This window comes from Geodermatophilus sp. SYSU D00867 (assembly GCF_054050315.1).
Map to the genome: position 1 here is coordinate 300,367 of NZ_JBJGZC010000001.1, position 14,089 is coordinate 314,455.

Genomic DNA, 14,089 nt, shown 5'->3' on the forward strand with positions numbered 1-14,089 from the left:
CGGCAGCGTCGGGGAGGCCGCATGGACGTCGAGGACCAGCAGCTCCGGCCCCGTGCGGTGCACACGGCGTTCACCGGGAACGTCGCGGCGGACCTGCCCCGGGTGACCGGCGGCGCCCCGGCCCGCCCCGCGCGCCGCACCGCGGGCACGGTCCTCGCCGGGCTGGGGCGCACGATGCGGCCCCGGCAGTGGGTGAAGAACCTGCTGGTGTTCGCCGCGCCGCTGGCCTCGGGCACCGTGGTCCGGCCCGACGTCCTGGCCGCCACCCTGCTGGCCTTCGCCCTGTTCTGCGTCGCGGCCAGCGGCCTCTACCTGCTCAACGACGTCCGCGACGTCGACGCCGACCGCCGCCACCCGCGCAAGCGGACCCGGCCGGTGGCCTCCGGCGCGGTGCCGGTCCGGGTCGCGCTCGTCGCGGGCGGTGTCCTGCTGGCGGCGTCCCTGGGGACGGCGGCGGTCCTGGCCCGGCCGGCGCTCACCGCGGTCCTGGCCACCTACGTCTGCATCTCGCTGGCCTACAGCCTGGCGCTCAAGGACCAGCCGGTGATCGACCTGGCCTGCGTCGCCTCCGGGTTCGTCCTGCGCGGCGTGGCCGGGGGCGCGGCGGCCGGCGTCGCGCTCTCGCAGTGGTTCATCCTCGTCGCGGCGTTCGGCGCGCTGTTCATGGTGGCGGGCAAGCGGTACGCCGAGCTCCTGGCGCTGGGTGAGCAGGCGGAGACCCGGCGCAGCCTGCGCGAGTACTCCGCGAGCTACCTGCGGTTCGTGTGGAGCCTGTCGGCCGCCGTCACCTGCACGACCTACGGCCTGTGGGCGTTCGAGATGCGCAGTGACAGCGGCATCCCGTGGACCACGATCTCGGTCGCGCCGTTCGTCCTGGCCCTGCTGCGCTACGCCGTCGACGTCGACCGCGGCAGCACCGGCGCGCCCGAGGAGGTCGTGCTGCGCGACCGCGGGCTGCTGCTGCTCGGCGCCGTCTGGGCGGTCACCGTCGCCCTCGGCGTCTGGACCGGCTGACCGGCCCGCTCAGCCGAGCAGGCGGGAGACCGCGGCCAGCCGCGAGTCGCCGGCCATCGAGGCCAGCCACGCCGACCAGCCGGGACGGGCGCGGACGGCCTCCAGCGCGGCCCGCGCCGCCGCGCGGTCGCCCCGCCGGGAGGCGGCCAGCGCGGCGTAGAGGTCGCGCGCGCCCTCGGGGGCGAACAGGGCGAGGGTCTCGTAGTCGCGCTCGTCGTAGGCGCGCTGCAGGTTGCGCAGCACCCGCAGTTGCGCGACCGGGTCGCCGGAGTCGTCGACGCGCAGGTCCGTCCGCACGCCGTCGTCCTCCTCGGTGGCCGGCTCCCCGCTGACCACGAGCAGCGCCGCGGACTGCCGGCCGCGCAGGTCCCCGCCGGCGTCCTGGCCCGCGGTCAGGGCGGCCAGCAGCCGGTCGGCGAGGCCGCCGCGGGCGGCCTCGTACGCCTCCGCCATCGCCGGCAGCACCTCCGGCGAGGTGAGCATGTTGCCCTGCACGCTCCAGCCCTCGCCGAGCAGGTGGCCGCTGACCGGGAAGGAGCCCGGCCCGGTGTCGGCGGCGACCGCGCCGGAGGGGGCGAGGACGGCGAGCTGCCGGTCCTGGTCCTCGGCGGCGTGCGCCGCGCGGCGCACCAGCACCGACGGCGCGGTCCCCTCGGCGAGCCCGGACAGCAGCACGTGCCCGGTGCCGCGCGGGCTGCGCGCCTGCACCGCGACGACGCCCACCCCGGGCCGGGCGCTGGGCACCGCCCGGCCGACGGCGAGGATGCAGGAGGAGACGGCGATGCCCATGTCCCCGGTGACCGGGTCGCGGGCGACGACCGAGAACGTCACCGGGGGAGCGGTGCCGCGCTCAGACCGCGGCCGGCAGCGCCATGGTGGGGACGTCGCCCGGCACGCCCAGCGGGGCGCCGGTCTTCTCGACCACCTCGTCGACCGACACGCCGGGCGCGACCTCGCGCAGCACGAAGCCCTCGGGCGTGACGTCGACGACGGCGAGGTCGGTGACCACCCGGTCGACGCAGCCCTTGCCGGTCAGGGGCAGCGAGCACTCCTCGACCAGCTTCGGGGACCCGTCGCGGGCCACGTGCTCCATCATGATGATCACGCGCTTGGCGCCGTGGACGAGGTCCATCGCGCCGCCCATGCCGTTGACCATCTTCCCGGGGATCAGCCAGTTGGCGAGGTCGCCGCGGGGGTTGACCTGCATGGCGCCGAGGATGGCGAGGTCCAGGTGCTTGCCGCGGATCATCGCGAAGCTGGTCGCCGAGTCGAAGAAGCTGGCGCCCGGCAGGACCGTGACGGTCTCCTTGCCGGCGTTGATCAGGTCGGGGTCCTCCTCGCCGTCGTACGGGTATGGGCCGACGCCGAGGATGCCGTTCTCCGAGTGCAGCACGACGTGCACGCCGTCGGGGACGAAGTTGGGCACCAGGGTCGGCATGCCGATGCCGAGGTTGACGTACGCGCCGTCCTCGAGCTCGAGCGCCACCCGGGCGGCGAGCTCGTCGCGGGTCAGGGTCACTGGGCCTGCTCCTCCGTGGCTTCCTCGCCGGCAGCGGCCGGCGGGGCGGGCTCCGTGCCCGTGGTGGGCCGTGGGCGGGTGGTGCGCTTCTCGATCCTCTTGCCCTCGGCGCCGACGACGACCACCCGGTCGACGAAGACCCCGGGCAGGTGCACGTGCTCGGGGCGGATCTCGCCGGGCTCGACGAGCTCCTCGACCTCGGCGATCGTGATCCGCCCGGCCATGCCGGCCAGCGGGTTGAAGTTCATCGCCGACTCGTGGAAGACGAGGTTGCCGTGCCGGTCGCCGACCGAGGCCCGGACCAGGGCGTAGTCGGCGGTCAGCGCGGTCTCCAGCACGTACTCGGTGCCGTCGAAGACCCGGGTCTCCTTCGGCGCGCTGGTCTCGACGACGTTGCCCTCGGCGTCGTAGCGCACCGGGATGCCGCCGTCGGCGACCATCGTGCCCACGCCGGTGGGGGTGTAGAAGGCGGGGATGCCGGCGCCACCGGCGCGCAGCCGCTCGGCCAGCGTGCCCTGCGGGGTGAGCTCGACCTCCAGCTCGCCGGAGAGGTACAGCCGGGCGAGCTCCTTGTTGCCGCCGACGAACGAGCTGATGGTGCGGCGGATCCGGCCGGCGTAGAGCAGCACGCCCAGCGCCTGGTCGTCGACGCCGCAGTTGTTGGAGATCGTCGTCAGGTCCCTGGTGCCCTGCTCGAGCAGCGCGTCGATCAGCGCCACCGGCACCCCGCAGAGCCCGAACCCGCCGACGGCGAGCACCGCGCCGTCGCCGACGTCGGACACCGCCTCCCGGGCGCTCGCCACGACCTTGTCCATCAGTCGACCACCGTCTCCTCCGGCGCGGCGGGCACCCGCCCCCTCAGGCGGGCCTGCCCAGCTCGCGGACGCCCTCGATCCGGAGGCCGAGCGTAGCGGTGACCCGTTCGGCCTCCGCCCGGCCGCCCAGGGCGGCGGGGTCGGCGTTGCGGCACAGCACGATCGAGGCGCCGGCGGCCAGCGGTGCGAGCAGCCAGGCGACCGGCCCGGCCTCGGCCGCGGTGGCGTCGTCGACGAGCACCCGGTCGCCGGCCGCGACGCCGAGCCGGCCGGCGAGCGCGGTGGCGGCCTCGGCCAGCCCGCCGAGGGTGAGCTCCAGCCCGCCGGCCAGCAGGCCGGGGGAGGCCGGGTCCGGGGGCACGTAGGGGGTGAAGGAGTCGCCGTGCGCGCGCACCTCGAGGGCGAAGTCGCGCGCGGGGCCGGCGTAGCCGGTCATGCCCAGGCCCAGGGGGTGCAGCGAGAGGCCGAGCAGCTCGGGCGGCTCCTGCTCCTCCAGCGCCGCCAGCCGGTCCTGGGCGGCGAGGACGACGTCGGCGGCGTCGAGCCCGCCGTCGTCCTCGACGGCGGTGTCGAGCACGGCCGCGCCGCAGCTCCACACGCCGAGCAGCACCGCGGCGGTCTGCCAGTGCACCGGCAGCGCGACGGCGACGGTGCTGCCCGGGCCGACGTCGAACTCGTCCTGCAGCAGGTTCGCCGTCTTCGCCACCCAGTTCGCGAGGGTGGTGCCGGACAGCTCGACCCGCTCGCCGGTCGCGTCGTCGTAGGCGGTGACCAGCGGCGCGGCGGCACCGCGCCGCAGCGCTCCGGCGAGCAGGTCGGCGGGGGTCACCGGTCCCGGCCGTCCTGCAGGTCCAGCCAGGCCTCGGTCAGCGCCGGGGCCAGCGACCGGGAGAAGGTGCTGGTCAGGTGGCTGCCGTCCCAGTAGACGACCGCCCCGCCGACGACCGCGTGGCACGTGTCGGCGTCGCAGAAGGAGTCGGTGAGGTCGACGACCGAGGCGCCGGGCAGGTCCTGCACGCCGTCGGCGATGGAGTCCGGGGTGACGCGCAGGTCGCGCGGGCCGGCGCACGGGTCGGTCCCGGCGTCGGTGGTGGCCAGGCAGTCGGGCACGGGCACCTCCTGGTTGCCCAGCACGCCGTCGGGGGAGACCCCGTTGGTGGTGGGCACGGCGCGCAGCACGACCACCTGCTTACCCGCGTCGACCAGCGGCCGCAGCGCGTCCTGCACGACCTCGGCGGGCCACTGGTTGAGCAGCCGGCCCTCCGGCCCGACGAACTTGTAGACGTCGGAGCGGTAGCTGGTGAACACGGTGGTGACCGCCGGGTCGGCGGCGACGGTCGCGATGACGTCGCGGCCCCACTCCGCGCAGGCGGCCGGCTGGGCCGGGTTCATGTTCGGCCCGGTGAACGAGGCGGTGGCCAGCGCCGGGCAGCCGGAGTGGACGTAGAGCGAGGCGTCGACGCCCTGGTCGTCGGCCAGGCCCTGCACCGCCTCCCACCAGGACGCGGCGTGCGAGTCGCCGATGAGGGCCACCTCGCTCGTCGCCCCCGCCACCTCGTGCCGGCAGGGCGCGACCTCGGTGGAGGTGTCGTTGGTGAGGCAGAACATCCCCGCCGACAGGTCGTCCTTGGCGAACAGCGGGTTGACCGTGTCGGTGACGGCGTGCACGTCGGAGCAGCCGTTGGCCGGGTCCATGGCCGGGGCGCCGAAGCAGGGCGTGCCGGCGAGCGCGACCGAGGCGGCGCGGGCGCCGTCGACCTGGGACTGCAGGTGCCAGGACCCGGACGCCGTCGTCGCCACGAGGGCGCCGGTCGCCACGGCGGTGAGCAGGTAGGTGGTGCCCGACCCGCGCCGGTCCAGGAACCGGTTGGTGCGCACCGGGTCCTCGACGAGGACCTTGGTCAGCCAGGCGGCGGCCACGGTGGCGGCGACGATGCCGATCTTGGACACCGTGCCGAGCGGGTGGCCGAGGACGAAGGGGAGCAGCACGACCAGCGGCCAGTGCCAGAGGTAGGCGGAGTAGGAGACGTCGCCGAGGAAGCGGACCGGGCCGAACTCGGCGATCCGGGTGGGGCTCCAGTCGCCGCGCGGCGAGCCGGCCCAGATGACCGCGACGGTGCCGAGCACCGGCAGCAGGGCGGCGGTGCCGGGGAACGGCGTGTCGTGCGAGTAGCCGAACGCCGCGTAGGCGATGGCGCCGAAGCCGGCCCAGGAGACCAGGCGGCGCAGCCCGTCGCGGCCGGTGGTGGTGGACAGCAGGGCCAGCAGGGCACCGGCGCCGAACTCCCAGGCGCGGGCCGGGGTGGCGAAGTAGGCGTAGGAGACCGAGTGGGTGGTGGCCCAGAGGGAGTAGCCGAACGAGGCGACCGTGACCGTTCCCAGGACGGCGGCCAGCACGGCGCGGCGGCCGCGGGAGAGCCGGGCGGCCAGCCACACCGCCGCGAGCACGAGCAGCGGCCAGACGAGGTAGAACTGCTCCTCCGTCGACAGCGACCAGTAGTGCTGGGCGGGGGAGGCGACGTTGGCCGCGGCCAGGTAGTTCACCGCGTCGCCGGCCAGCAACCAGTTCTCGACGTAGAGCGCCGAGCCGCCGATCTCGCGGAGGAACTGGGCCCACAGCGTCGTCGGCACGAACAGGAACGTGACGACGGCGCTGGTGAGCAGGACCAGCAGCGCCGCCGGCAGCAGGCGGCGGGCGCGGCGGGCCCAGAACCGGCCGAGCCGGATGCGGCCGGTGCGCTCCACCTCGCGCAGCAGGTGGCCGGAGATGAGGAAACCGGAGACGACGAAGAAGACGTCGACGCCCACGTAGCCGCCGGGCACGCGCAGCGGGGTGACGTGGTAGAGCACCACGAGGGCCATGGCGAGCGCGCGCAGGCCCTGGATCTCGACGCGCATGCCGCGCTCGGCGGGACGGGCGGGCGGCTGGGGGCCCCGCGGCCGCGGGACGGGCGGCGTCGGCTGTGCGAGGACGGTCGTGTCCTCCACACCGGCCCTGCCGGTGTGGTCCAGCGTCGCGCTCATCGTCCCCCATCTCGGCCGCGCGGCCCTGCCCGGCCCGCGGGTCACACCGCGGCCCCTCGACCGGACCGCGCGGAAGTGCAGGCCAAGTGTGTAACGGTTCCGAGACGTCCAGGGATGGCAAGAACTGACGACCGTGACGGACGGGTCTGTTCCCGGCCCCTGTCGCACCACCCGTCACGGGCGTGTCCGCGGCCCGCCTGCGCCCGGTCCGGGAACGACGAGGCCCCCACCGCGCGGACGCGGTGGGGGACCTGGTGCCGTCGCGGGTGGCCCTGCAGGGGGCCGTCCACGGTGGGGGGCAGGAGGGTCCTCCCTCAGTAGATGCAGCTGGTGTCGGCCGCGGTGCGCGCCGGCTCGACGGGGGCGCTCGGCGACGCCGTCGGCGGGGTGGTCGCCTGGCCGATGCCGTTGAAGTCCGAGCCCAGGACGAGCTGGACGGTGCCGGACGTGGCGTCGTCGGCGACCTCGGGGACGGCGCCGGGGATCTGCCCGGCGAGGGTGGCGGCCAGCGCCTCGTCGCCGGCGGCGTGCCGGATCGTCGTCTGCTCGTAGTCGGTGCTGTCGGCGTTGCCGGTGCTGGTGACCGTGAAGCCGACGGTCTCGAGCGAGGACGCCGCCTCCGCGGCCAGGCCCGGGGTGCCCGAGCCGTTGTAGACCGCGACCGACACGTCCGCGGGCGCCACGGTGACCGGCGCCGCGGGGGCCTCAGGGGCGGCCGCCTCGGGCTCGGCGGACAGCTCGGCGAAGAAGTCGTGCAACTCGTCCTCGTCGGCCAGCCGCAGGATCGACCGGCCCTGCTCGTCCCGGTCGTCGCCGACGATCGGGATCGTCTGGAACTCGATGCTGCCGGCGGTCACCGACTGCATCTGCTGGGCGAGGTCGAGCAGGTCGAGGTCCTGGTCGATGGTCAGCGACTCCGACGCCGCCTGGATCAGCTCGCGCTGCTTGCCCAGGTCCAGCAGGACGTCCTCGGACAGCATCTTGCGGAGCACGCCGCCGATGAACACCTGCTGGCGGACGATGCGGTCCAGGTCGCCGCGGGGGAGCCCGTGCCGCTGCCGGACGAACTTCAACGCGTCCGCGCCGGAGATGGTCTGCTGCCCGGCCGGGAAGACCGCGCCGGAGTAGGCGGAGTCGTCCACGGCCTCGCAGAGGTTGACGTCCACGCCGCCGACGACGCTGGTGAGGTTGAAGAAGCCGAGCAGGTCGACCTCGGCGTAGTGGTCGATCTGCAGGCCGGTGAGCTGGCTGATCGTCTGGACCAGCAGCTGGGCGCCGCCGGCCTGCCGGTCGGCCTCGGGCGCGGCGTCGTCGACCTCGGCGTAGCCGTAGGCGTAGGCGGCGTTGAGCTTGTCCATCCCGTAGCCGGGGATCTCGACGTAGGAGTCGCGCGGGAACGAGACGAACGACGCGCGGGACCCGTCGGCGGGGACGTGCACCAGGATCATCGTGTCGGTGTTGATCCCGGAGTCCTCGCCGGCGTTGAGCTCGGCGAGCTGGTCGGGAGTCAGGTCGGCGCGGCTGTCGTTGCCGACCAGCAGCAGGTTCATCGCCTCGGTGGCGTCCCCGGCGTCGGAGTTGCCGGCCGTCGGGATCGCGTCGGTGCGGTTGACCGTCGCCTCGGCGACCCGGCCCAGGTACCAGCCCCAGCCGCTCGCGCCGAGCAGGACCACCGACAGGACGGCGGCCACGCCGCGGGCGACACCGGCGCCCCGGCGGCGGCGCGGCGCGGCGGTCCCGCGGTCGGCACGGCGCCCCGCGGTCTCGCCGGCACCCCGGCCGCGGGGGCGCGAGGGACGGCCGGCGCGCGGGTCGAGCCGCGCCGGGATCGGGCGTCCCGGGGCTCCACCCTGCTCGTTGCGGTCTCGGCTCACCCGACCGAGGTTAGGGGCGGGTGGAGCGGCCGGTGGTCGCGCGACACGGGGGAACGCTCCGTCCCGGGTCGCGGGTGCCCGTCGCGCACCTGCTGCCCGTCTGGTCGCGCGCGACCCCACCCGGCACGGCCGTCACACCGGTCCCGGGTGCGCCGGAGCGGCCCGGCTCAACAACCGGCTCCTCGGTGACGAACCTCCAGGACCGGACCGGTGTCCCGGTCCGAGGACCAGAGGAGGCATCTCGGTGCGCCGACTGCTCGCCGGCTCCGTCGCGTTCGTCGCCCTGACCGGCACGGTCCTCGTGCTGCCGGTCTACGCCGCCCCGGGGCCCGAGCCGGTCCCCGTCGAGACCTCGACCGAGCAGCTGGAGCTGGGCTCGGTGAGCGCGCCGGAGGGCGGGGCCGAGGTGCAGCAGGGCACCACGGACCCGGTGGCCGGCGTCCCCGGCAGCGCGCCCACGCTGACCCTGACCGAGACCGACGTCGCGGAGTTCTCGCTGGTCGGCGTCACCTGGCGGGCCGACCCCGCGGTCACCGACACGCTCGTGCAGGTCCGCGTGCAGGACGAGGACGGGGACTGGGGCGGCTGGACCGAGGTCGGCCGCGAGGACGCCGAGCCCGGTAGCGGCGCCGGGGCCCGTCAGGGCACCGCCCCGCTGTGGACCGGCCCGAGCACCGGCGTGCAGGTGGAGCTGGTGACGCGGGCGGGGGCGCAGCCGGCCGACGTCCGGCTGGACCTGGTCGACCCCGGGACCAGCGACGCCGACGACTCGCCGGGCGCTCCCGACATCCAGGACACCGCCGAGGCCGCGATGGCGATGCCCGACGTCTACTCCCGGGCACAGTGGGGCGCCGACGAGCGGATCCGCACCTGGCGGCCGCAGTACGCGAGCACGCTCAAGGCCGCGACCCTGCACCACACCGCCGACGCCAACGGCTACTCCGCCGACCAGGTGCCGGCGATCATGCGGTCGATCTACCGCTACCACACGGTGAGCCTCGGCTGGGGCGACATCGGCTACAACGTCATCGTCGACCGGTTCGGCCGGCGCTGGGAGGGCCGCTACGGCGGCCTGGCGTCGACGGTCATGGGCGCCCACGCCGGCGGGTTCAACACCAGCACCTTCGGCGTCTCGATGCTCGGGAACTTCGACGTCGCCGCGACGCCGCAGGTCGTGGTCGACTCCGTGGCCGCGATCATCGCGTGGAAGTTCTCGCTGTTCCGCATCGACCCGCGCGGCACCACGACGCTCACCTCCAGCGGGGGCGGGACCTCGCGCTACGCCGCCGGGGTGCGGGTGACCCTGCCCACGGTCTTCGGGCACCGGGACGTCGGGGCCACCGCCTGCCCGGGCCGGTACGGCTACGCCCGCCTCGGCGAGATCCGCGAGAAGGCGGCCCGGCTGCTCGCCGGGGCGCAGACCCCCGTCACCGACCGGTACGACTCCGACCCCGGCGCGCGCGCCGCGCTGGGCCCGGCCACGACGGCGGAGTGGCCGACCGTCGGCGGGGAGGGCCGGTACCGCTTCTTCGTCAACGGCGCCATGTACTGGTCGGCGCCGACCGGGGCCCGGTTCGTCCTCGGCGACCTCTACACCCGCTGGGCGCAGCTCGGCTGGGAACGCAGCCCGCTGGGCTACCCGACCTCCGACACCCTCCCGACCGGCGGGGGCGACGGGCGCTACAACCTCTTCCAGAACGGCGCCATGTACTCCTCGCCGGCCACCGGCCCGCGGTTCGTGCTGGGCGCGATCCACCGGCGCTGGGTCGAGCTGGGCTGGGAACACGGCTCCCTCGGCTACCCGACCACCGACACCCTCCCGACCCGTGACGGCGACGCCCGGTGGACCGGCTTCCAGGGCGGAGCCCTCTACGAGACGCCGCGCAACGGCGTGCGCATCGTCCAGGGCCGCATCCTCACGGCCTGGGCCGCCTCCGGCCACGAGCACGGGCCCCTGGGCTACCCGACCGGCGACCCGTTCCCGACCAGCAGGGGCGACGCGACCTACCAGCTGTTCGAGCACGGCGCGGTCTACGACTCACCGGCCGGCGTCCACCTGCTGACCGGCGACGTGCACGCCCGCTGGGTCGAGCTCGGCTGGGAGGGCAGCCCGCTCGGCTACCCGGCCACCGACACCGCCCCCACCGCCGGTGGGGACGGGGCCTTCTCGGTGTTCCAGGGCGGCTCGGTCTACGCCACCCCGGCGCACGGCGTCCGCGTCCTGCTGGGGACCCTGGCCACGGCCTACGCGGCGTCCGGCGCGGAGGAGGGTCCGCTGGGCTGGCCGACCGCGGACGCCCTGCCCACCGCCGGGCGGGACGCCACCTGGCAGGCGTTCGAGAACGGCGCCCTCTACGCGTCCCCGGCCGGGACCCACTTCCTCGTCGGTGACGTCCACCGGCGCTGGGCGGCGCAGGGGTACGAGGCGGGGCCGCTGGGCTACCCGACCTCGGACGACCTGCCCGCGCCCGGTGGCGTCGGCCGGTTCACGGCCTTCCAGGGCGGCGCGGTCTACGCCAGCCGCGAGGCCGGGGTGCACGTCGTCGCCGGCCCGATCCGGGTGGCCTGGAACGCCGGCGGCGCGGACGCCGGCCCGCTCGGCCTGCCCACCAGCGACGTCCTGCCCACCGGCGGGGGCGACGCGACGTGGCAGCAGTTCGAGCACGGCGCGATCTACGCCTCCCGCACCGGGGTGCACGTGCTCACCGGCGACGTGTACCTCCGCTGGATCGCGCAGGGCTGGGAGCACGGCCCCCTCGGCTACCCGACGTCGGACCCGCGGCGGCTGGCGGGCGGCACCGCCGTCCAGCAGGTTCAGACCTTCGAGGGCGGCGCGATCGTGCGGACGCCGTCGGGCACCCGGGTGCTGCCCGGCGAGACCGCCCGGCTGTGGGCGGCGCTCGGCGCGGAGGGCGGCGTGCTCGGCGTGCCGACCGGCGAGCAGCTGCCGACCCGCAACGGCGACGGGCGCTACACGCTGTTCAGCGGGGGAGCCGTGTACTGGTCACCCGCCACCGGCACCCACGAGATCGTCGGCCCGGTGCACCAGCGGTGGGTGCAGCTGGGCTGGGAGCACTCCCGGCTGGGCTACCCGGTGTCGGGCTCGATCCCCACGCCCACCGGCTGGCGCACCGACTTCCAGGGCGGCTCGATCACCCACGACCGCGCCACCGGCCAGACGACGGTCGCCTACCGCTGACCCCCATCCGGCACAGCGGTCCCACCCGACCCCGCCGTCCCGGCGGACCGGTCCGTACCAGGGCCGGTCCGCCGCGCGCAGGTAGCGTGGACCGCCGTGGCACTCGCACAACCGGCCGGACGGACGCTCGCCGCAGCCGTCGCGGACCTCAGGCGCGGCTGGGAGCAGCGGACGCTCTGGGGGCACCTCGGCTGGCAGGACATCCGCCAGCGGTACCGCCGCTCGGTCCTCGGCCCGATCTGGATCACCATCAGCATGGCGGTCACCGCCGTGGCGCTCGGGATCCTCTACTCGGGGCTGTTCGACATCGAGCTGTCGCGGTTCCTGCCGCACGTCCTCGTCGGGTTCATCGTCTGGAACTTCGTCAGCGGGTGCATCAACGAGGGCTCCGAGGTCTTCATCGCCAACGAGGGCCTGATCAAGCACCTGCCCGCGCCGCTGTCGGTGCACGTCTACCGCCTGGTGTGGCGGCAGACGCTGTTCTTCGCCCACAACATGATCGTCTACCTGGTCATGCTGCTGGTGTTCCCGCAGCCGCTGAGGTGGACGGCCGTCGCCGTCGTCCCGGCCTTCGTGCTGCTCGCCCTGAACGGCGCCTGGGTCTCCCTCGCCGTCGGCGTCATCACCGCGCGGTTCCGCGACATCCTGCCGATCACGCAGAGCGTCGTGCAGCTGGCGTTCTTCCTGACGCCGATCGTGTGGATCTACGACGAGCTGGTCAACAGCCCGAACCCCGCCATCGCCGAGCGGGCGCGGCTGGCCGAGTTCAACCCCTTCCTGCACTTCGTGGAGATCATCCGGCGACCGCTCCTGGGCCAGGACCAGGAGCTGCGGTACTGGGTGGTCGTCCTCGCCATCACGGTGGCCGGCTGGGCCTTCACGATGTTCGTGCTGCGCCGCTACCGGTCCCGCGTCTCCTACTGGGTGTGAGCGTGAACGACGTCAACGGGGCCGGCACCGACGGCCCGATCGGGATCACGACCAAGGACGCGTGCGTCGACTTCCCCATCTTCGACGCCAAGAGCCGGTCGCTGAAGAAGACCGTCATGGGCCTGGTCGGGGGCAACATCGACAGCGGCGCCAAGGTGCCGGTCATCGAGGCCCTGCGGGACATCACCCTCACCCTCGAGCACGGCGCCCGGGTGGGCCTGGTCGGGCACAACGGCGCGGGCAAGTCCACGCTGCTGCGGCTGCTGTCGGGCATCTACGAGCCGACCCGCGGCCACGCCGAGGTGCGCGGCCGCGTCGCGCCGGTGTTCGACCTCGGTGTCGGCATGGACCCGGAGATCTCCGGCCTCGAGAACATCATGATCCGCGGGCTGTTCCTCGGGATGAGCCGGAAGCAGATGCAGGAGCGGGTCGACGACATCGCCGACTTCACCGAGCTCGGCGACTTCCTGCACATGCCGCTGCGCACCTACTCCACCGGCATGCGGGTGCGGCTGGCCCTCGGCGTCGTCACCAGCATCGACCCCGAGATCCTGCTGCTCGACGAGGGCATCGGCGCCGTCGACGCCGCCTTCCTCGAGAAGTCCAAGCAGCGGCTGGTCGAGCTCGTCGAGCGCTCGGGCCTGCTGGTGTTCGCCTCCCACTCCGACGAGTTCCTGCGCGAGCTCTGCGACACCGCCATCTGGATGGAGCACGGCCGGATCAAGCAGCAGGGCGACCTCGACGAGGTGCTGCGGGCCTACAAGGGCCTGCCGGCGTGAGCGCCGCGGTCCCGGCCGCGGGGGAGTGCGTCGTCGCCGTCGTCGTCACCCGGCACCGGCGGGAGCTGCTCGTCGAGAGCCTGGCCGCGCTGGCGTCCCAGACCCGCCGCGTCGACCACGTCGTCGTCGTCGACAACGGGCCCGACCAGTCGGCCGCCGACGTCGTCGCGGCCAGCGGGCTGCCGGCCACCCACCTGCCCAGCCGGCGCAACCTCGGCGGCGCCGGCGGCTTCGCCTACGGCATGCTGCACGCCCTCGCGCTCGGCGCCGACTGGGTCTGGTGCGCCGACGACGACGGCCGGCCCGCCGACGCGACCGTGCTCGCCACCCTCCTGGACGCCGCGCAGCGGCACGGCCTGGCCGAGGTCAGCCCGCTGGTCACCGACATGGCCGACCCGGACCGGCTGGCCTTCCCGCTGCGCCGCGGGCTGCGCTGGCGGCGGCGGCGCAGCGACTTCGCCGGCCTGGACCTGCTGCCGTCCTACGCCTCGCTGTTCAACGGGGCGCTGTTCCGCGCCGAGGCCCTCGACGTCGTCGGCGTCCCGGACTACCGGCTGTTCTTCCGCGGCGACGAGACCGAGATCCACCGGCGGCTGCTGCGCGCGGGCCTGCCCTTCGGCACCTGCCCGCAGGCGGCCTACCTGCACCCGGAGGGGACGACGGAGTTCGCCCCCATCCTCGGCGGGCGGCTGTCGGCGCAGTACCCGGCGGACGAGGTCAAGCGGTACTTCACCTACCGCAACCGCGGCTACCTCATGGCCCAGCCGGGCATGCGCTGGCTGCGCCCGCTGGAGACCGTGCGCTTCGGCTGGTTCTTCCTGGTGTCCCGCCGCGACCGCGCCGGCTGGCGGGAGTGGCTGCGGCTGACCCGCGCCGGCCGCCGGGAGCGCTTCACCCGCCCCTGACGCCCGCCCTCACGCGAGAAGGGCCCCGAC

At 74.9% G+C, this 14,089-nt stretch carries 11 protein-coding genes; 5 read left to right on the top strand and 6 right to left on the bottom strand.

Annotated features, from left to right (window positions below; genetic code table 11):
* Positions 1-21: 21 nt before the first annotated feature.
* Positions 22-1,014 (top strand): decaprenyl-phosphate phosphoribosyltransferase, encoded by a 993-nt coding sequence (locus ACI8AK_RS01525; RefSeq protein WP_387991393.1) that lies wholly within the window; start codon positions 22-24, stop codon positions 1,012-1,014.
* Between the two features lie 9 nt (positions 1,015-1,023).
* Here ACI8AK_RS01525 and ACI8AK_RS01530 read toward each other — a convergent pair whose 3' ends face one another.
* The 6 genes from ACI8AK_RS01530 to ACI8AK_RS01555 form a co-directional block, all read right to left on the bottom strand.
* Positions 1,024-1,845: a DUF1028 domain-containing protein gene (locus ACI8AK_RS01530; protein ID WP_387991396.1), complete on the bottom strand. Its 822-nt coding sequence runs from the start codon at positions 1,843-1,845 to the stop codon at positions 1,024-1,026.
* A 19-nt stretch (positions 1,846-1,864) separates the two neighbouring features.
* Positions 1,865-2,533 (bottom strand): CoA transferase subunit B, encoded by a 669-nt coding sequence (locus ACI8AK_RS01535; RefSeq protein ID WP_387991399.1) that lies wholly within the window; start codon positions 2,531-2,533, stop codon positions 1,865-1,867.
* Entirely contained in the window at positions 2,530-3,348 is an 819-nt protein-coding gene (locus ACI8AK_RS01540; RefSeq protein ID WP_456954905.1) for a CoA transferase subunit A, read from the bottom strand. Before ACI8AK_RS01540 ends, ACI8AK_RS01535 begins: the two co-directional genes overlap by 4 nt.
* 43 nt (positions 3,349-3,391) lie before the next feature.
* Positions 3,392-4,177 carry a TIGR03089 family protein gene (locus ACI8AK_RS01545; RefSeq protein WP_387991405.1) on the bottom strand — a complete coding sequence of 262 codons (786 nt, stop codon included), beginning with the start codon at positions 4,175-4,177 and terminating at the stop codon, positions 3,392-3,394.
* The gene (locus ACI8AK_RS01550; protein ID WP_456954906.1) at positions 4,174-6,372 is read right to left on the bottom strand and encodes an acyltransferase family protein; all 2,199 of its coding nucleotides are present in this window, start codon (positions 6,370-6,372) and stop codon (positions 4,174-4,176) included. The genes ACI8AK_RS01545 and ACI8AK_RS01550 overlap by 4 nt, the downstream gene beginning before the upstream one ends.
* A 314-nt stretch (positions 6,373-6,686) precedes the next feature.
* On the bottom strand, positions 6,687-8,246 hold the full coding sequence (locus tag ACI8AK_RS01555; protein WP_387991410.1) for an LCP family protein: 1,560 nt from the start codon (positions 8,244-8,246) through the stop codon (positions 6,687-6,689).
* Positions 8,247-8,490: 244 nt separating this feature from the next.
* On the opposite strand from ACI8AK_RS01555, the gene ACI8AK_RS01560 reads away from it, so the two are divergent.
* The 4 genes from ACI8AK_RS01560 (at position 8,491) to glfT1 (ending at position 14,059) form a co-directional block, all read left to right on the top strand.
* Positions 8,491-11,445, top strand: a complete 2,955-nt coding sequence (locus ACI8AK_RS01560; RefSeq protein WP_456954907.1) for an N-acetylmuramoyl-L-alanine amidase — start codon at positions 8,491-8,493, stop codon at positions 11,443-11,445.
* Between the two features lie 96 nt (positions 11,446-11,541).
* Positions 11,542-12,375, top strand: a complete 834-nt coding sequence (wzm, locus tag ACI8AK_RS01565) for a galactan export ABC transporter permease subunit Wzm/RfbD (RefSeq protein WP_387991416.1) — start codon at positions 11,542-11,544, stop codon at positions 12,373-12,375.
* The gene (gene wzt / locus ACI8AK_RS01570) at positions 12,372-13,154 is read left to right on the top strand and encodes a galactan export ABC transporter ATP-binding subunit Wzt/RfbE (RefSeq protein WP_456903309.1); all 783 of its coding nucleotides are present in this window, start codon (positions 12,372-12,374) and stop codon (positions 13,152-13,154) included. Before wzm ends, wzt begins: the two co-directional genes overlap by 4 nt.
* Entirely contained in the window at positions 13,151-14,059 is a 909-nt protein-coding gene (gene glfT1, locus ACI8AK_RS01575; RefSeq protein ID WP_456954908.1) for a galactofuranosyltransferase GlfT1, read from the top strand. The genes wzt and glfT1 overlap by 4 nt, the downstream gene beginning before the upstream one ends.
* Positions 14,060-14,089 lie beyond the last annotated feature (30 nt).